General features: G+C 62.6%; 16 protein-coding genes and 2 pseudogenes. 9 read left to right on the top strand and 9 right to left on the bottom strand.

The window, feature by feature from the left end:
* Position 1 precedes the first annotated feature (1 nt).
* A pseudogene (locus GRS80_RS04425) lies at positions 2-703 on the bottom strand (DUF2270 domain-containing protein).
* A 247-nt stretch (positions 704-950) separates the two neighbouring features.
* Between GRS80_RS04425 and GRS80_RS04420 the strand changes: the two are divergent.
* Complete coding sequence (locus tag GRS80_RS04420; RefSeq protein ID WP_160046518.1) at positions 951-1,370, top strand: helix-turn-helix domain-containing protein; 420 nt, start codon at positions 951-953, stop codon at positions 1,368-1,370.
* A 298-nt stretch (positions 1,371-1,668) separates the two neighbouring features.
* On the opposite strand, the gene GRS80_RS04415 is transcribed toward GRS80_RS04420, so the two are convergent.
* The 4 genes from GRS80_RS04415 to GRS80_RS04400 all read right to left on the bottom strand — a co-directional run bounded on the left by GRS80_RS04415 (position 1,669) and on the right by GRS80_RS04400 (position 4,142).
* The gene (locus GRS80_RS04415; protein ID WP_235019643.1) at positions 1,669-2,784 is read right to left on the bottom strand and encodes an MFS transporter; all 1,116 of its coding nucleotides are present in this window, start codon (positions 2,782-2,784) and stop codon (positions 1,669-1,671) included.
* Between the two features lie 253 nt (positions 2,785-3,037).
* Positions 3,038-3,283: a HalOD1 output domain-containing protein gene (locus tag GRS80_RS04410; protein ID WP_160046517.1), complete on the bottom strand. Its 246-nt coding sequence runs from the start codon at positions 3,281-3,283 to the stop codon at positions 3,038-3,040.
* Between the two features lie 3 nt (positions 3,284-3,286).
* On the bottom strand, positions 3,287-3,895 hold the full coding sequence (locus tag GRS80_RS04405) for a DsrE/DsrF/DrsH-like family protein (protein ID WP_160046516.1): 609 nt from the start codon (positions 3,893-3,895) through the stop codon (positions 3,287-3,289).
* Position 3,896: 1 nt separating this feature from the next.
* Complete coding sequence (locus GRS80_RS04400) at positions 3,897-4,142, bottom strand: sulfurtransferase TusA family protein (RefSeq protein WP_160046515.1); 246 nt, start codon at positions 4,140-4,142, stop codon at positions 3,897-3,899.
* Positions 4,143-4,386: 244 nt separating this feature from the next.
* Here GRS80_RS04400 and GRS80_RS04395 point away from each other — a divergent pair, with 244 nt between their 5' ends.
* The 6 genes from GRS80_RS04395 to GRS80_RS04370 all read left to right on the top strand — a co-directional run bounded on the left by GRS80_RS04395 (position 4,387) and on the right by GRS80_RS04370 (position 10,175).
* Positions 4,387-5,580, top strand: a complete 1,194-nt coding sequence (locus GRS80_RS04395; protein ID WP_160046514.1) for an MBL fold metallo-hydrolase — start codon at positions 4,387-4,389, stop codon at positions 5,578-5,580.
* Positions 5,581-5,597: 17 nt separating this feature from the next.
* Complete coding sequence (locus GRS80_RS04390; RefSeq protein ID WP_160046513.1) at positions 5,598-6,155, top strand: YeeE/YedE family protein; 558 nt, start codon at positions 5,598-5,600, stop codon at positions 6,153-6,155.
* A 1-nt stretch (position 6,156) separates the two neighbouring features.
* The gene (locus GRS80_RS04385; protein WP_160046512.1) at positions 6,157-6,618 is read left to right on the top strand and encodes a YeeE/YedE family protein; all 462 of its coding nucleotides are present in this window, start codon (positions 6,157-6,159) and stop codon (positions 6,616-6,618) included.
* A gap of 24 nt (positions 6,619-6,642) precedes the next feature.
* Complete coding sequence (locus GRS80_RS04380; RefSeq protein ID WP_160046511.1) at positions 6,643-7,827, top strand: inorganic phosphate transporter; 1,185 nt, start codon at positions 6,643-6,645, stop codon at positions 7,825-7,827.
* Between the two features lie 121 nt (positions 7,828-7,948).
* Positions 7,949-9,202 carry a glycosyltransferase gene (locus GRS80_RS04375; RefSeq protein WP_160046510.1) on the top strand — a complete coding sequence of 418 codons (1,254 nt, stop codon included), beginning with the start codon at positions 7,949-7,951 and terminating at the stop codon, positions 9,200-9,202.
* A 76-nt stretch (positions 9,203-9,278) separates the two neighbouring features.
* Positions 9,279-10,175, top strand: coding sequence for a universal stress protein (locus tag GRS80_RS04370; protein WP_160046509.1), 897 nt, complete (start codon positions 9,279-9,281; stop codon positions 10,173-10,175).
* 21 nt (positions 10,176-10,196) lie between these two features.
* On the opposite strand, the gene GRS80_RS04365 is transcribed toward GRS80_RS04370, so the two are convergent.
* Positions 10,197-11,171 (bottom strand): NDP-sugar synthase, encoded by a 975-nt coding sequence (locus GRS80_RS04365; protein WP_160046508.1) that lies wholly within the window; start codon positions 11,169-11,171, stop codon positions 10,197-10,199.
* A gap of 254 nt (positions 11,172-11,425) precedes the next feature.
* Here GRS80_RS04365 and GRS80_RS04360 point away from each other — a divergent pair.
* A pseudogene (locus GRS80_RS04360) lies at positions 11,426-11,641 on the top strand (inorganic phosphate transporter); the annotation flags it as partial.
* A 69-nt stretch (positions 11,642-11,710) separates the two neighbouring features.
* Here the strand turns inward: GRS80_RS04360 and GRS80_RS04355 are convergent.
* Both GRS80_RS04355 and tnpA read right to left on the bottom strand, forming a co-directional pair.
* Positions 11,711-13,018 (bottom strand): transposase, encoded by a 1,308-nt coding sequence (locus GRS80_RS04355; RefSeq protein ID WP_343161443.1) that lies wholly within the window; start codon positions 13,016-13,018, stop codon positions 11,711-11,713.
* Positions 13,015-13,455: an IS200/IS605 family transposase gene (gene tnpA / locus GRS80_RS04350; protein ID WP_160046507.1), complete on the bottom strand. Its 441-nt coding sequence runs from the start codon at positions 13,453-13,455 to the stop codon at positions 13,015-13,017. The genes GRS80_RS04355 and tnpA overlap by 4 nt, the downstream gene beginning before the upstream one ends.
* 230 nt (positions 13,456-13,685) lie before the next feature.
* On the opposite strand from tnpA, the gene GRS80_RS04345 reads away from it, so the two are divergent.
* On the top strand, positions 13,686-14,126 hold the full coding sequence (locus GRS80_RS04345; protein ID WP_160046506.1) for a hypothetical protein: 441 nt from the start codon (positions 13,686-13,688) through the stop codon (positions 14,124-14,126).
* An 83-nt stretch (positions 14,127-14,209) separates the two neighbouring features.
* Here GRS80_RS04345 and ppsA read toward each other — a convergent pair whose 3' ends face one another.
* Positions 14,210-16,486, bottom strand: coding sequence for a pyruvate, water dikinase (gene ppsA / locus GRS80_RS04340; RefSeq protein ID WP_160046505.1), 2,277 nt, complete (start codon positions 16,484-16,486; stop codon positions 14,210-14,212).
* Between the last annotated feature and the right edge of the window lie 88 nt (positions 16,487-16,574).

The raw sequence follows: 16,574 nt of genomic DNA, 5'->3' as shown, positions 1-16,574 counted from the left end.
ATCACTCTTCGTCTTTCCACTCGCCGGCCTCGCCGTTGCGAAACTCCCCTTTGGCCTCGCGTTCGCGTGGCCAGAGCACGACCGCGACCAACGTCGCGTAGAACGCGCCGACGATCACGAAGACGACGGGTCCGGAGACCGTTCCAACCGATGCGGCCCCGGAGAGCGAAGCGTCAGGGGCGAACGCCGCCACGCGAAAGAGCCATGCGAGGCCGAGGACGATCAACAGCGCCAGGTAGATTCGTCGAAGCCGGTTCGACACGGCCTCGAACATCGTGATCTTGTACGTTGGCTGTCGGTAGTCCTCACCCAGTTCGGTCCGCCACTCGTCGTGTTCGACCGTCAGTGATGGATCGAGCACGTTCGCGAATAGGTCCTGTTGAAACAGTCGGACGCGGGCGCGATAGACGTGGTAATCGCGGTATCGGCGGGCCTCGATCCAGCAGAACATTCCGACGGCCAACACGCCGACGAGGATGACGTAGTGTGGGTTGTCTGGACTCGAGAACGCCTACGTGAGAATCGCAGCGACCACCGTGACGCTCCAGGTCGTCGTCTGGTCGAGACGTGTTCGCCAGGTCGTTTCCCGATCTAACTCCCCGCGATACGCGTCGCCGAAGACCGTACTCAACTCCGACATGTCCCGTCCCATCTCGCGACCGGGATCGGTGGCCGTCTGCTCGGTATCGGTGTCGTCGGTCATCGGTTCCGGGTCGCCGTTCGACGAGCACCACGATATAACGGCGGTGGGTTGTCAGTGTTGCTGACGCGTCCAGCGTCCGATCGCTCGAGACAGACCCGTTCGAGACGGTCCGTCACCACTGCCTTCGGGTGGGGGCTGCCGTCTCGCATCTCGGGTGGCTATCGAAGACACAGTCACCAACTCTAATACGAGTGTGCAATATCCACAAAACCCTTTTATCATCGTGGCACCTCTGGACTAGTAGAACATGGCTCGATCGATGTCAGAACAACTCCAGCAGGATATGGAGTGTGAAGGGCTGTTGGAGTGTATTCACGGTCTCAAAGGTCTCGACAAGGAGTGTTTCCGGGTGATGGTCGAGAGCGACGAGCCGTTGACGATCGACGACGTTGCCGATGGGGTCGATCGTGAGCGCTCGACGGCGTACCGATCGATCCAGCGACTGTACGAGAGCGGCTTCATCCAGAAAGAACAGATCAACTACGAACAAGGTGGCTACTACCACGTCTACTACCCCACCGACCCGGCCGAAATCGCAAACGACATGCAACGGATGATGAACGACTGGTACGTGAAGATGGGACAGCTCATCCAGGAGTTCGAAGATACGTACGAACTTCTCGCCGATGGTTCCGAACCACCTGAACTCCCGGACACTCGGGAGTAGTTTCCGATCGGAGATCACTCTGTTGTACGGATTGCTGTACCGTTTTCCCGCTGAAACCGCAGACCGGTCGCGGTTTCGGCGGTCCCGATTTGCAGTACACCGTATTAGTTCTCGTCGGAAGTGTGAGAAGCGCGTTGATGCGGTGTACTGTAAATTATCCCGGCGCGACCGCGAGCCGTCCTGCGATCGCGCCGGCACATCGTTGCAGCTTTCAGTCTGACTGCTGACAGCATTGCCGTCGCCACGAACCACCGAAAACCATGCTGTTGTCCGGACTGAGTACGCCCTGAGAACTGTGTTAGGCGCTTTTCTTTGGGTTGGGCATTCGGTACGTAAGCACGATCACGATCACGACGATTACTGCAAGGGCGACGTACCCCTCGTTGAAAAATCCGCGGTCCGCTACGATACCGAACAGGACTGGTCCCGTCGCGCCGACCACGGCCGACACGGTTCGAACAGACCCAAGTCCAGTCCCCTGTATATCCGCCGGAAACTGCTCTGCGACGAACGATTGCGTGATCGCTCCGTTGCCGAGCATAGTACTGATCACCAACGTCACTATGAGGATCATTTCGAGACTCTCGACCACCGGGAGCAAAAGGAGCCCTGCGACCGGTCCGAGGAGTACGCTAATGAGCGCCCATCGCATGCCGATCCGATCGTAGGCCACCCCAGCAATCGGTTTGACGATCGCACCTGCCGCGAAAAACACCCCAAAGAGGATACTCGCCATCGTTGCCGAGACCTCCTTCTCGACCACCAGATACGTTGGAAAGAACGACGTGAACGCTTGCCAGAAGAAGAAAAACAGGATGAGTATGAAACTCACGAACATCATCGTTGGGCGGCGCAACTCATCTCCAACGTCGCGAGCCGTGTCCATAGACAACGTTACCGTCGAACCCTCCGCTCGAGATTGCCTCGGAACGACGAGCCAGATGCCGACACCCCCGAGGATGAGAAGCGGGATCATGAAGCCGAGTCCTGCTTGCCAGACGAGCACTGCTGCGAGCGCACCCGCAACTGGTGGGATGAGAGTTTGTCCAATATCTCCGGTTGCCATGGTGAGCCCGAGAGCGCTTCCGAGCCGATCCGGGTAGGTTTCAGAGAGGATCGTGATGCGTGCAATCGGGTATAGCGAGGTGGCGAGCCCCCATATCGCAACCGCAACGAACAGGGTGGCTGCGTTCGGTGCGAGGACGACAGCCGTGAGGGCGATTACTACCAGACCCAGGGAGAGGGTCATGATCGCCCCTTCACTGTAATAATCAGCGAGGATCCCGCCGGGCAGTTGCCCGATTGCACCACCGAGCCAGAGCAACGTCACCAGGAACCCGACGATAGACAGACTCAGCCCGAACTCGCTCTGGATGTGGGGAAGTAACACGGGCAACGCCATGCGTGACCCCAACAAGAGCGCCCACGGGAAGGCGACGGCAACTAATATCTTCCCGCGCCCGTCTCGCCGGAGGGCTCCGACTTCCTTTCGCCCTGATTCCAACAGACTAGTCAACGAGATCTTCAAAACTCATCTCACCACGTACTGACCGTTTCTAACCACCATACTTATCAGTATTGATAAGTGACGCACGCAGCACTCGCGCTGAATGGTCAGCAGATCCTCTCTCGAGCGACCGTCGATACGATCGCATGAGGTGTCATAGCTACGTCACGTCGACGGTGCCATCGGACGCAACCGTCACGTCGTACCCGCAGTAGCTGAACGTTATACGGCCACGTCGCGTCGAGCCGACGGCAGTCGTCGGTTCGAACAGCCGGTCTAACGCAGTCGGATCGACGGCGTCGTTGAGTGGCGGCTCGAGGGAACCGGGAGGGACGTCCTCTGCGTCGGCGACCTGTTCGACGACGCGTAGACTCGGTTTCGAGCGAACGAACGCAGAGTCGGTCATGGACTACACCAGCAGTTGAATGTCGGATTCGGCCATGTGCTGTAATGCAGTCGCCGCACCGACGCCCGTGGTGACGCCGTCGTAGAAGTCCTCCTCGTCGTAGTCCATCAACTCGATGGTCATCTGGCAGGCCTGGAGATCGACGCCGCTCTCGAGTGAGAGTTCGATCAACTCCTCGATGGTAGCGGTCCCGTTCTCGTCGATGCGCTTTTCCATCATGCGGGTGGCCATCCGATCCATCCCGGGAATCGCGGCGATGGCGTTCGGGACCGGCATGTTCGGGTTGCCAACGGCGCTCAGCTTGAGGTTCTTCGAGTTCTCCTCGTGGAGGATATCGAGTCCCCAAAACGTATGGAAGACGACGACGTCCCAGCCGAAGGCTGCGGCCGTGCTCCCGAGGATCAGCGGCGGGTACGCCATGTCGAAGGTCCCCTGGGTTGCGACGATGGTCATCTTCTTCCCGTCGTCGGCTGCGTCGCTCTCGGCGACCGACTCCTCGAGTTCGTCGACGCGTTCGCGCAGCGCCTGTAACTCCGCGGGGTCGATCTCGGCTTCGGGCTCCAGTTCGCCCTCGGTCTCGTCCGCTGCTGTCGGTTGGTTGTCCGTACTCATGTTAGTCCGTCTTCTTGACGTAGTGGGTGTAGAGGTCGTCTCCCTCGACCTGATCGAGGAGCTCGACGCCGCTGGTTCCATCGGCCCAACCCTGGATGTCACTCATACTACCCGAGTCGGTTGCCACAACCTCGAGTACGTCGCCGGCCTCGAGGTCGTCGATGGCCTGTTTGGTTTTGACGATGGGCATCGGGCAAGACTGTCCTTTCACGTCGAGCGTCTCCGTGGTATCGTATTCTGAACTCATGGTCGATCTTTGTGCTCTGTATTGGAGCTATCATACAATATCGGTGCCACCCATAAAAGCGTATCGATTATTGCACTGTACTCAAACACCCGGTGTTGGGTTGGATCACGGTATAGTAGCTATAGCCGTTCATACACGCGTATACCAATGTCACGCTCTTCGCCCTCGCCATCGGTATTGTGGTGTGTGGGAAATACTATACAAAACCTTAAGTGCTCGCAGCCAGTACTGGGCAGTGTACAACATGGACGAGATGGACTTTCCAACGCCGGACGTCGAGATCGAATCGGTGACGCCGGACGAGCTGAAAGCACGTATCGACGCGGGAGAGAACGTCACGCTGCTCGACGCGCGGATGGAGTCGGACTACGAGGAGTGGCGGATCGACGGCGAGAACGTCGAATCGATCAACGTTCCGTACTTCCAGTTCCTCGACGAGGAACTCGACGACGACGTTCTGGCAGCGGTGCCGGACGACCGCGAGGTCACGGTTCTCTGTGCCAAAGGTGGTGCCAGTGAGTTCGTCGCCGGTTCGCTCGCCGAGCGTGGCTACGACGTCGACCACCTCGAGGAGGGAATGAACGGCTGGGCGCGCATCTACGAGCGCGTCGAGGTCGAACGCTACGACGGAAGCGGGACGCTCTACCAGTATCAGCGCCCCTCGAGTGGCTGTCTCGGCTACCTCGTCGCCGACGGCGACGAGGCGGCCGTGATCGACCCGCTGCGCGCGTTCACGGACCGCTACCTCGAGGACGCCGACGAACTCGGCGTCGATCTGCAGTACGCGATCGACACGCACATCCACGCAGACCACATCTCGGGCGTTCGGAACCTCGCCGAGGAAGGCGTCGAGGGTGTTATCCCCGAGGCGTCCGTCGACCGGGGCGTCACCTACGCCGACGAGATGACGCTGGCCGCGGACGGCGACGAGTTCCAGGTCGGGTCGGCGACGATCGAAACCGTCTCCACGCCCGGCCACACCTCCGGAATGACCTCGTACCTGATCGACGGCTCGCTGCTCGCGACCGGCGACGGGCTGTTCGTCGAGAGCGTCGCCCGCCCCGACTTAGAGGAGGGTGACGACGGTGCGCCCGAAGCGGCGAGTCAGCTCTACGAGTCGCTGCAAGAACGCGTGCTGACTCTGCCCGACGAGACGCTCATCGGCGGCGCTCACTTCAGCGACGCCGCCGAGCCAGCCGACGACGGCACCTACACCGCACCGATCGGCCAGCTCGAGGCGGAGATGGATGCACTGACGATGGACGAAGACGCGTTCGTCGAGTTGATCCTCTCGGATATGCCCCCTCGCCCTGCCAACTACGAGGACATCATTCCGACGAACCTCGGCCAGCAGGAGGCCGGCGACGAGGAGGCATTCGAACTCGAGCTCGGTCCGAACAACTGCGCCGCCAGCCAGGAGTCCCTGGCCGGTGACTAACCACATTCAGCAACCGAATGGTAACTGAACTCTTCGCGCCCGCGCTGTACGAGACGCTGTTCCCCGTCGGGATCAGTCGGTACGTCGTCGGCGGGGTGCTCGTCGGCCTCGGTGCCGTCGTCATCTACCTCGGGACCGGCATTCCGGCCGGCGCGAGCACCTTCCTCGAGTCGACGCTGTCGTACGTCTCGGACCAGTCGCGGTTCCAGCAGTACGTCAGTTCGCGTGACTGGCGGGTCGTCTTCACGCTCGGGATCATCGCCGGCGCGTTCGTTTACGCGCTTACCGTCCAGTCCGGGCTGGTCTCGAGCGGGCTCTACGAGCCCGGGACGACCGGCCAGCTCTACGACGTCGGTGGGGTCACGCTCTGGCTGACCGACGTTCAGCCGTGGCGGCTGTTCCTCGGCGGGATCCTCGTCGGGATCGGGACCCGGATCGGCAAGGGCTGTACGTCTGGTCACGGGGTCTGTGGCGTCGGCTCGGCGTCGAAGACGTCGATCGTCGGCGTGATCACGTTCCTGATCGTGGCGATCGGAACGGCCCAGGTCGTGATGGCACTGGGGGTGACACCGTAGTATGAGTCAGCAACGACATCCCCTGTTCATGCCGGTGATCTTCGTCGGCGGCCTGATCTTCGGCTTCGGCCTCGGCTTCAGCCACATGGCTCGCCCGGAGGTCGTCTTGAACTTCCTGCAGTTCCAGGATTTCGGACTGCTGTTCGTCATGTTCGGTGCGGCGATCGTCACTGGGATCGCCTTCGCAGTGATGCCGCGACTCCGCGACCGCGCGCCGCTGACGGGCGACACCTACGGTCGGCGGCTGAAGTCGTTCGACCGCAACGTCTTGATCGGCGGTGCGATCTTCGGCGTCGGCTGGGGGCTGTCGGGGATCTGTCCCGGCGCGGCCTACGCCAGCCTCGGTGTCGGCAACGTCACGATCCTCTGGGCGCTGGCCGGCATGTTCGTCGGCGCGTACGTTCAGGGCTATTGGCGCAGCCAGCGCACCGCCGCGGAGACGACGCCCACAGGCGCCGACTGAGGAGTTTCAGACGCGTATTTTCCGATGGAACTCGCAACGATACTCCTGTTTCTCGTCGCCGGGATCTCGAGTCTCTTTATGGCCTGGGTCATCGGTGCCGGCTCGAGCGGGGCGACGCCCTTTGCGCCAGCCGTCGGCGCAAACGCCATCTCGACGATGCGTGCGGCGTTTCTCGTCGGCATCCTCGGCTTCGCCGGCGCAGTAACCCAGGGTGCGAGCGTTTCGGAGGCTGTCGGTGCGGGACTGGTCGACGGCGTGACGCTTCCGACCGTCGGCGTCATCGTCGTGTTGGTGATCGGTGCCGGGCTAATGGCGTTTGGTATTTCGACCGGCTACCCGATCGCGACCGCGTTCACGGTAACCGGCGCGGTCGTCGGCGTCGGGTTCGCGATCGGCGGCGATCCCGCCTGGGGGAAGTACGCCGAAATCGGAGCCGTGTGGGTACTGACCCCGTTCGTCGGCGGCGGTATCGCATACGGCATCGCGAGCGTCCTTCCACGATCGGACGTCCCCGAGACCGTCAGCGTGCCGATCCTGGCCGGTCTCGTCGGTGCGGTCGTCGTCAACCTCGAGTTCGTGGTTCTCGAGTCGGTTGGCGGATCGATCGCCGCCGGCGGCACCGGTCTGTTGCCCGTCGCCGGCGTCGCCGGCGTGGTCGCCGTCTCGCTCGTCTTCGGAACGCTCGCGGCGGCCCTCGTCCGCTGGGACGTCCGCCGTGACCTCGCTGGTGGGCTGCGTCGCTTTTTGCTCTCGCTTGGCGCGCTCGTCGCGTTCTCCGCTGGGGCGAGCCAGGTCGGCCTGGCCGTTGGTCCGCTGTTCCCGCTGATCGAGGACCACTCGCTGGTGTCACCCTTGGCCGTGTTGCTCGGCGGTGGCATCGGTATCCTCGTTGGCTCATGGACGAGCGCACCCCGGATGATCAAATCGATCTCCCAGGAGTACGCGTCACTGGGTCCGCGACGCTCGATCGCAACGCTCGTCCCGTCGTTTCTCATCGCCCAGACCGCGGTCCTGCTCGGAGTGCCAGTTTCGTTCAACGAAATTATCGTGAGTGCCATCATCGGCAGCGGTCTCGCAGTCACCGGGGCCAGCGGTATCAGCCCGCGAAAGCTCGGACTCACTGTCGTCGCCTGGATCGGCTCGCTTCTCCTCGCGTTCGCCCTCGGTTACGGGTCGATGGTCGTTATCGGGCTGGGTCCGATCGCGTGATACGGACTGCTATCCCCCGCTTCCCGGTGTTATCACGTGGCAACTCGTTCGTTCGGCGAACCCACAGCCGTCCGTCGCCCCCACAACTGATACCACCGGTCGTTGTACGACGGGTAGGACGATGCACGCGCCATCACTCTCGGATCGAACGATCGACGCGTACACCGACGTGACGGGTCAGGATCGTCTCGAGCGGCTGCGGTCGCTCGCCGGCACCCTCTCTGAGAGCCGCATCCTTCACGTCAACTCGACCGCGACCGGCGGCGGCGTCGCCGAACTGCTCCGGTCGATCGTTCCGCTGTGCAACGATCTCGGGGTCGATACCGACTGGCTCGTCATGGACGCCGCCGACGACTTCTTCGAAGTGACCAAGGCGATGCACAACGCGCTCCAGGGGGACGGGCCCTCGCTGACCGAGGAGATGAAGGTGACCTATCGGACCGTCAACGAGGAAAACGCCCGCGAACTCGAGGACGAAGGCGAATACGACCTCATCGTTATCCACGATCCACAGCCGCTTGGGATGCTCGATCACCTCGAAGCGACGATGCCGACCGTGCCGATCGTCTGGCGCTGTCACATCGACCTCACTGATCCAACCGAGGAGTACCTCGCGTTCGTCTCAGAGTACACGAAGCGGGTCGACCACGCGATCTTCAGCCGATCCGACTACGTCGGCGACACCGCGGTTCCGGACACGAGTGTCATCTATCCCTCGATCGATCCGGTCACGAAAAAGAATCGCTCGCTCGAGGCAGAGACGGTGTCTGCCGCGTGTGACCGGCTGGATCCACTCTCGTTCGAGAACCCGGTCGTCACGCAGATCTCCCGGTTCGATCCGTGGAAAGACCAGTTCGGCACCCTCGAGGCGTACCGCCGAGCCAGCGAGGACGTGTCGAACCTCCAGTTAGCGCTGGTCGGCGGGATGGCCGGTGACGATCCGGAGGGACTGGAACTGTACGAACAGGTCGCCGAGGAGGCGGCCGACGATCCTGACGTCCACGTGCTGACAGACCTGCCGGATACCGGGGTGAACGTCCTGCAACGCGAGTCGGACGTCGTCGTCCAGAAGTCGCTGCGCGAGGGGTTCGGACTGGTCGTCTCGGAGGCGCTCTGGAAGCGCACGCCGGTCGTCGGATCGAACGTCGGTGGCATCCCGCTGCAGATCGTCGACGGGGAGACCGGCTACCTCGTCGATCCGGACGACGCGACGGGGGCCGGCGACCGCGTCCGCGACCTCCTCGAGGACGACGGCCGTCGGACGAAGTTCGGCGAGAACGCACGCGAGCACGTTCGCAAGCGGTTCCTCTTGCCTCGTCAGCTCGTGGAGTTGCTGGACGTGATCGTCGCGCAACGACACCCCGACCAGCGATGAGTCGGGGGGCCGTCGCCGGGCTCCCGTGGCCCCACACAATTATCCACCGGGGCGGTGAAGTCCGGCTGTAACAGCCATGAGCCGGCTCATCGACTCGATACTGATACCGACCGACGGCAGCGAGGGTGCGCTCGCGGGAGCAAAACGCGCAATCGCGCTCGCCTCGCGGACGAACGCGGACGTACACGTTCTCTCGGTCGTCGCCGTTCGCAGTGACTTAGAGGAAGGTACCGACGCGGCGGAGTCGCTGTACGCGTCACTCGAGGCCGAGGCCGAAGACGCCGTCGAGACCGTCGCGGAGATGGCACGATCCGCAGACGCGGAGGTGACGACGGCCGTCACGCGCGGGACGCCGTTCCAGTCGATTCGGGAGTACGCCACGCGCCGCGAGATCGACGTCATCGCCATGGGGACGAAGGGTCGGACGGGGCTGGACAGAGTGCTCCTCGGCAGCGTCACCGAGAACGTCCTCCGGACGACACGAACACCCGTCCTCGCCGTCCCGCCGAACGCCGACGCGACCGAGATCGACAACGTCGCGTTCGAGGAGTTCCTCCTGCCGACGGACGGAAGCGACGGAGCGGCGATCGCAGCCGACTGGGGGATCGCGCTGGCGAGCCGGTTGGAGTCGATGGTTCACGCGGTGTACTCCGTCGACACGAGCCGCGTCTCCCGAGCCAAAGCGCCGGACGAACTCCTCGACGCGCTCGAGGACAGCGGCGAGGACGCCCTCGAGACGGTTCGAGAGCACGCCCGCAGCGCCGACGTCAGCGTCTCCGGTGCGGTCGCGACCGGCCCGCCGGCGGACGTGATCCTCACGACCGCAGGCGAGCGCGATGTCGACCTCATCGTCATGGGAACGCACGGCCGGACCGGTATCGGGCAGTGGTTCCTCGGGAGTGTCACCGAGAACGTCGTCCGGCAGGCCGACGTTCCGGTGTTTTGCGTCCCGGTCAGCGCCGAGACTCCGTAACGGCGGCTGCGGCCCGCGAAATTACCCCCGCGAGCCGCCCGGAATCTGCGTGTAGGCGCCGATCATCGCGTCGTGCAGGTCGACGTCGCCGAGCGTCGCTCCCTCGTCGACGATCGACCGTCGGACGGACGTCCCATCGAGCCGCACGTCCGGAAAGATCACCGCCCGTTCGACATCGGTGTCGACGAGCGTCGCGTCCGCCATCACGTGCACGTCGTCGCCGACCGTCGCGTTCTCGAGCGACGCGGTCTCGGCAACCCGTGACTCGCCGTCGAGGTGCCAGGCGACGGCGTCGAGATAGCTCTCTCGCGTGCCGATGTCGAACCAGGTCCCGTCGAACGTGTACGCGTACGTCGACTCCCGTGACTGGAGCCACTGGACGAACCAGCCCGGCTCGTCGGGATCGTTGCCCTCCTCGAGATACGTCGGCAGGAGTTCGATCGAACCCTGGGGAAAGGCATAGCAGCCGACCGAGACGCGCGTTCCGGGCGGACTGTCGGGCTTTTCCTGGAAGTCGACCACCCGGTCGCCCTCGAGATCGACGACGCCGTAGGCTGTCGCCCGTTCCGGCGAGCCGACGTCGTAGGCAGCGATCGTCGGCCCCGATTTTTGTCCGTCGTACTCGAGAAAATCCTCGACCGCGAAGTCGAAGATGTTGTCGCCGGCGATCACCAGCAGGTCGTCGTCGATCCCCTCACGGTCGACTAGCTGGGCGAGTGCGCCGATGACACCGAGTTTCTCGTCCTCTTTGCGCGTTTCTTCGACCGAGAGTCGCGGTTTGTCGTACGGGCTGTCCGCCAACTGCGCCTCGAAGTCGGGCGCGAATCGTTCGTTCGTGCTGACGTAGACCCCCTCGATACGGTCTGTCGCCTCGAGTTCGGCGTAGATCCGCTCGATGACGGTGGTCTCCCCGAGCGGGAGGAACATCTTCGGGCGGTGCCTCGTGATCGGCCACAGCCGAGTTGCGTATCCGCCGGCGAGGACGACGGCTTTCATCGGTTCAGATCGCCCCCGAGAGACGGCGTTCGGCTCCAATATCGCGCTCCAGTTGCGTGAACTCTGATCGGTTCGTACTCATAGATCTGGATGGGTCCTGGCTACGACCTCCCACGACACCCGTGGTAAACCTTTCATCCGTATCTGGCTCGAGGGGGACGGTTCGCAGCTGGAATCGAATACCCGCAATCGAGTCGGCCGTTCATCGATGGCTAGAATACCTATTTTAGCCACCGTACCGCCAGTATTCGCCGATGGTCGAGTCCATCCTGTTGCTCGGGGTTTCCGTTTCGATTTTCGTCGGGTTCAACATCGGCGGCTCGTCGACCGGGATCGCCTGGGGACCCGCCGTGGGTGCGGGGTTGCTCAGAAAGGCAACGGCGGCGGCGATCATGACGGGGTTCGTCTTCCTGGGCGGCTGGACCGTCGGCCGGAACGTGATGGAAACGCTGAGCGAGGGGATTTTGACCTCCTCCCGCGCCTGAAGACGCGGGAATCCTGCCACGGGATTTCAGGCCGAGTGTAGCGGCCTGTTGGTTTCAAGACGCATACGTTCCACACGTCTTCTGCTGGGTTTCAGCATCGGTGTGGCTGTCTTGTGGCCCGGTCAAAGAGGCCCCATCCGTAGCCGAGTCATCGTCACCAGCCTTCTGCCGGGAAACCCGGTCGCTTCGGCGGTGACTCTCTCCACTACGGTAGCGGTCTGCAATGTTTATCGCCCCGTTCACGTCGGCTTGATACTCACCGACCCAACAGCCGCCGTTCGAGCATCTGAACGTCGCCTGTCGTGGCCGGTAGCCGTGTTCATCGCAAGCGTGGCACGCCTTCGACGTGTTCCGGGGATTCACCGTCTCGACGGGAATCCCCTTCTCGGCGGCTTTGTAGCGAATCTGTGCGTGGAGCTTGGCAAATCCCCATCCGTGCAACCGCCGGTTCATGTACTCGCCGTAGTCCATGTTCTCGCGGATGTACGTCAGGTCTTCCAGCACCAGCACTGGGTTCTCCACAGACTCGGCGTACTCCACGACCTCGCGGGTTACACGGTGGAACACATCGTCAATCTGGTCCCACAGTGAGTCGCCGTAGGACTCCGCGATTCGCTCACTGCCGCGCTTCTGAAGCCGTCGCTTGGCGGTGAAGTAGGTTTTGCGGAGCCGACGAACGGCTTTGCCGTCGTCGGCCCACAGTCGGGGGCGAACCGGAGAACCAGAGCCATCGCGGTGACACACCGTGACGAGACTCGCTTCTCCGATGTCCACACCAATCGGCGTCCTGTCGAGCCCGGCGAGACAGGGCTCGTCAGACTCGTCTGGCGGCGTCCGCTCATCGGCGGACGCCTCAGATTGGTCCTCCACGTCGCGGGTAACGGTGATGTGGAGATACCACGTTCCGTCCCGCTCGAACAGCCGACTTTCACCCATCTCGGCGTCGTCTGCGTACAACGCTTCGAGCCAATCCCGCTGTTCGGGATTGGCGCGTGCCGGAATCCAGAGGTGGTAATCCTCGTGGTGCGGGACTTTGACGTACCACTCGATAGCGTTCTGTGGCTGATGGTCAAGTTGCGGTCCCTCGTTGGTGAACCGCACCGGATGGTCGTCGTGAAGCTCGTCGGCATCGTAGCTGTTCCCACAGAGTTGTGGGACGTACTTCTTGAGGGCGTTTTTCGCGTAGCCACTCAGGTCGTACTCAACAACCACGTCGTTGGCCGCTGACTGTGTGTCACAGCCAGCGGCGAAGGCGGCCTGAAGCGCCTGCTGGTAAGCGTCCTGTGTCTCACGAAGTTTCTGCCGCTTGTGGACGTTCGGGTCCACAAGCTTCAGTTCGAGCGTTTTCGTGAGTTCGGTCACGCTTCGTCCTCCTTGTGTCGGTTGATGTAGTTCTCGACAGTTTCGCTGGAGACGTGCCCGGCTGTTCCGGCGTAGTAGCCGCGTGCCCACCGGATTTTCTCGCCGTCGTGGTCGGCGTGGCGGTGGTTATATTTCCGTGAGGAAATGCCCTTGAACCAGTTGGCGAGCAGTGATGGGCTGTGTTTGGGCGGGCTACTGACGAACAGGTGAACGTGGTCGGGCTGAACAGTCAGGTTTTGAATGTCCAAGCCTTTCTCGTCGGCAATTTCGCGGAGGATGGATTCCACACGGTCGGCAACTTCTCCCGTCAGTACCGCGTTGCGGTACTGAGCGGAACCCTGTTCCGCGATGTCCGCAGAACCGTTGGTTCTGCGAGACTTCGGGAGCCACACTATGTGGTAGTTGAGGTTGTAGGTTGCGTGCCGTGTGGTCTTCATCCGTATTGCACACTATGGTTCATCGGCGTCTTAATACCTTCGGTGGAGCGTGGGAAATCAATCGTGTGGTGAGACCTGCGTGACGTATGATGGATCTGTGTATAGTAGCTATTGAAACGATTTACACACTGACCGCAATGCTGTCCTGCGATTAGGTGTGCAGTGACTTTCAGTAGCTACTATAGCTGTAGGCGAAATCTTTGATACGGGATAGCACCTCTAGGTCGTCGATGAACACGGAAACATACAGCACGACGATCAGTAACGACATGGCGACCAGTCTCGTGAGTGCGGCACGCACCAGCCTCGGTGACACACTTCGAAGCGTCGTGTATTTCACACCGTCGGCGTTTGACGTCCTCTACCTTCGCCAAGACCTCTACGATTCGTCGGACGCCGCTCGAACGGTCAAAGAGCAACTGGTCGAACTCGAGCGAGTCGGATTCGCGGAGGCACCTGTCAGAACGACAATCACTCATCAGGATGATGGGACGGGAATCGGACCGTACGAGTTCACCATCCGGTTCCACGAGGATGGATTCGTCATCAGGGTGCTGGAAGGCGACGTCGGAACGATCCTGACAACCGACAGTATGGACCTGAACGCGTTCGAAGACGCTGCCACTGCCGTCCGTCGCCTGCTCGCGGACGAATCGTCGGATGGGGAGTGATAGTCACCGATTCACCGATCGGAATTCCGCTTCCAGAGCGAGAGCGCTTCTATGACGCCGGTTACGACTTATGACCGTCCCCTTCACGTCTCCTCGAGTTCGGCCACGGTGAGCAACGTCTCGACAGCGACGTCCGGCGACACCGAGATCGAATCGATCTCCGAATCGAGCAGGAACTCGACGTACTCCGGAATCGTCGACGGCGCGTCGCCACAGATCCCGACGGGCCGATCGTGGCGGTGAGCGTCTTCGATCAGCGACGAGATCGAGCGCATCACCGACTCGTCGGTCTCGTCGAACAGTGGCGCGAGCTGCTCCGAGTTGCGGTCGACGCCAAGCGTCAACTGCGTGAGGTCGTTCGATCCGATGGAAAAGCCATCGAACAGCTCGGCAAACCGATCCGCGAGGACGATGTTCGAGGGTAGTTCAGCCATCACGTACACGTCCATCTCGTCCGGCGGGAGACCGTACTCGGCCATCAGCTCGAGGACGCGTTCGCCCTCCGCGGGCGTCCGACAGAACGGCACCATCACGGTGACGTTGTCCAGCCCAACGTCCTCGCGAACCTGGCACAGCGCCTCACACTCCAGCCGGAACGCCTCGCGGAACTGCTCGTCGTAGTATCGGGAGGCGCCGCGCCAGCCGATCATTGGGTTGTCCTCCTCCGGTTCGTACTTCCAGCCGCCCTCGAGGTTGCGGTACTCGTCGGTCTTGAAGTCGCTGAGCCGAAAGAGTACGTCGTCGGGATAGAACGCAGCGCCGATCTTCGCGATGCCGGTCCGTAACGCATCGACGAAGCGCTCCTCTGCGCCGCGCTCGAGCAGTTCCAGCGGGTGGGAGCCGACGTGGGAGGTTACGATGAACTCCTCGCGTGCTAGCCCGACCCCGTCGACGGGGAGGTTCGCGAGCGCGAACGCCCGACCCGGGTCGCCGAGGATCAGCTTGACCGCGGTGTCGGTCTCAGGGAGGTCGTCGACCACCTCCTCGCTGACGTCGTACTCGAGTTCGCCCGCGTAGACCCGGCCGACGTCGGTCGAGCAGTCGACCGTGACGGGATCGCCGTTCGAGAGGGCTTCTGTCGCGTTACCGGTGCGGACGATCGCCGGAACGCCGAGTTCCCGCGAGACGATCGCCGCGTGGGACGTCTTCCCGCCCCGATCGGTTACGATGGCGCTGGCCCGCTTCATCACGGGAACCCAGTCCGGATCGGTCATCTCCGTCACGAGAACGTCGCCTGCCTCGACGCGGTCCATCTCGCGGTGATCCTCGAGGACGCGGACGGGACCGCTGGCGACGGCGTTGCCGATCGCGATTCCCTCGAGCAGCTCGTCGCCGGTTTCCTCGAGACTGTACGTGCGAAGGACGTTCCCCTCGGCCGCCCCGTGGACCGTCTCTGGTCGGGCCTGCACGACGAACAGCTCATCGAGTTGGCCGTCGACGAGCCACTCGATATCCTGGGGCCGGTCGAAGTGCTCCTCGATGCGGGCCGCGTACGTCGCGAGTTCTCGGATTCGGTCGTCCGAGAGGGCGAACTCGCCCTGTTCGTCCTCGGGGACTGACTCGAGTTTCGTGCCGCCGTTGCGCCGCACCATGCGCTGAGTCTTGCCCCCGAGTTCCTTCTCGACGATCCCGTTCGTCGGCTTGAAGACGACGTACCTGTCGGGATCGACCACGCCCTGGACGACGGGCTCGCCGAACCCGTAGGCCGCCTCGATGACGACGACCTCCTCGAAGCCGGTGTCGGGATCGAGGGTGAACAGCACTCCCGAAGACGCCAGGTCGGCCCGCCCCATCTTCTGGACGGTGCAAGCGAGTTTCACCTCGAGGTGGTCGAAGTCGTTGTTCTCGCGGTAGACGATCGCCCGGTCGGTAAACAGCGAGGCGAAGCAGTGTTTGATCGACTCGAGCAGTTCCGTCCGCCCCGAGACGTTCAGGAACGTCTCCTGTTGGCCCGCAAAGGAGGCGTCCGGCAGGTCCTCGGCGGTCGCGGAACTCCTGACGGCGACCTCGGGGTCGCTGAGTTCCAACTGCGCTGCCAGTTTCTCGTACTGCTCGACGATCGCAGACTCGAGTTCCGCGGGCATTGTCGCATCCGAAATCAGGGTTCGAACTCGCTCGCCGCGCTGTTGCAGATCGGCGACGTCGTCGGCGTCGACTCCGGCGAGCTCCGACTCGATTTCCTCGCCGATACCAGTCCGTTCGACGTAGTAGTCGTACGCGTCCGCCGTCGTCGTGAACCCCGGCAACACGGGTACGTCGAGGTCGGCGAGTTCACCGAGGTTCGCGCTCTTGCCGCCGACGGCTCCTCCGTCCTCGCTGCTAACGTCTGCTAACCGTCTGCTGAACGTATCTCCTCCCATCGATCTGTCGTGCTGACCACGCCTACGCTAATAAGTCCGAAGGGGGCCTGATCCACCCCTCCGAGCCGGCTTATCGATTCGGGTAGCA

Origin of the sequence: Natrialba sp. INN-245, from assembly GCF_009807105.1 — an archaeon.
GTDB lineage: Archaea > Halobacteriota > Halobacteria > Halobacteriales > Natrialbaceae > Natrarchaeobius > Natrarchaeobius swarupiae.
Note: the sequence above shows the minus strand (reverse complement) of the source record. Positions and strands in the feature narration are given on the sequence as shown.

Excerpts from the sequence above, each read along its gene's own strand:
- GRS80_RS04410 (WP_160046517.1), bottom strand. The coding sequence starts at position 3,283 with ATGACCGACTCTGCGTTCGTTCGCTCGAAACCGAGTCTACGCGTCGTC.
- GRS80_RS04405 (WP_160046516.1), bottom strand. The coding sequence starts at position 3,895 with ATGAGTACGGACAACCAACCGACAGCAGCGGACGAGACCGAGGGCGAA.
- GRS80_RS04390 (WP_160046513.1), top strand. The coding sequence starts at position 5,598 with ATGGTAACTGAACTCTTCGCGCCCGCGCTGTACGAGACGCTGTTCCCC.
- tnpA (WP_160046507.1), bottom strand. The coding sequence starts at position 13,455 with ATGAAGACCACACGGCACGCAACCTACAACCTCAACTACCACATAGTG.
- GRS80_RS04345 (WP_160046506.1), top strand. The coding sequence starts at position 13,686 with ATGAACACGGAAACATACAGCACGACGATCAGTAACGACATGGCGACC.
- GRS80_RS04380 (WP_160046511.1), top strand. The coding sequence starts at position 6,643 with ATGGAACTCGCAACGATACTCCTGTTTCTCGTCGCCGGGATCTCGAGT.
- GRS80_RS04400 (WP_160046515.1), bottom strand. The coding sequence starts at position 4,142 with ATGAGTTCAGAATACGATACCACGGAGACGCTCGACGTGAAAGGACAG.
- ppsA (WP_160046505.1), bottom strand. The coding sequence starts at position 16,486 with ATGGGAGGAGATACGTTCAGCAGACGGTTAGCAGACGTTAGCAGCGAG.
- GRS80_RS04375 (WP_160046510.1), top strand. The coding sequence starts at position 7,949 with ATGCACGCGCCATCACTCTCGGATCGAACGATCGACGCGTACACCGAC.
- GRS80_RS04385 (WP_160046512.1), top strand. The coding sequence starts at position 6,157 with ATGAGTCAGCAACGACATCCCCTGTTCATGCCGGTGATCTTCGTCGGC.
- GRS80_RS04365 (WP_160046508.1), bottom strand. The coding sequence starts at position 11,171 with ATGAAAGCCGTCGTCCTCGCCGGCGGATACGCAACTCGGCTGTGGCCG.
- GRS80_RS04395 (WP_160046514.1), top strand. The coding sequence starts at position 4,387 with ATGGACGAGATGGACTTTCCAACGCCGGACGTCGAGATCGAATCGGTG.
- GRS80_RS04420 (WP_160046518.1), top strand. The coding sequence starts at position 951 with ATGGCTCGATCGATGTCAGAACAACTCCAGCAGGATATGGAGTGTGAA.
- GRS80_RS04370 (WP_160046509.1), top strand. The coding sequence starts at position 9,279 with ATGAGCCGGCTCATCGACTCGATACTGATACCGACCGACGGCAGCGAG.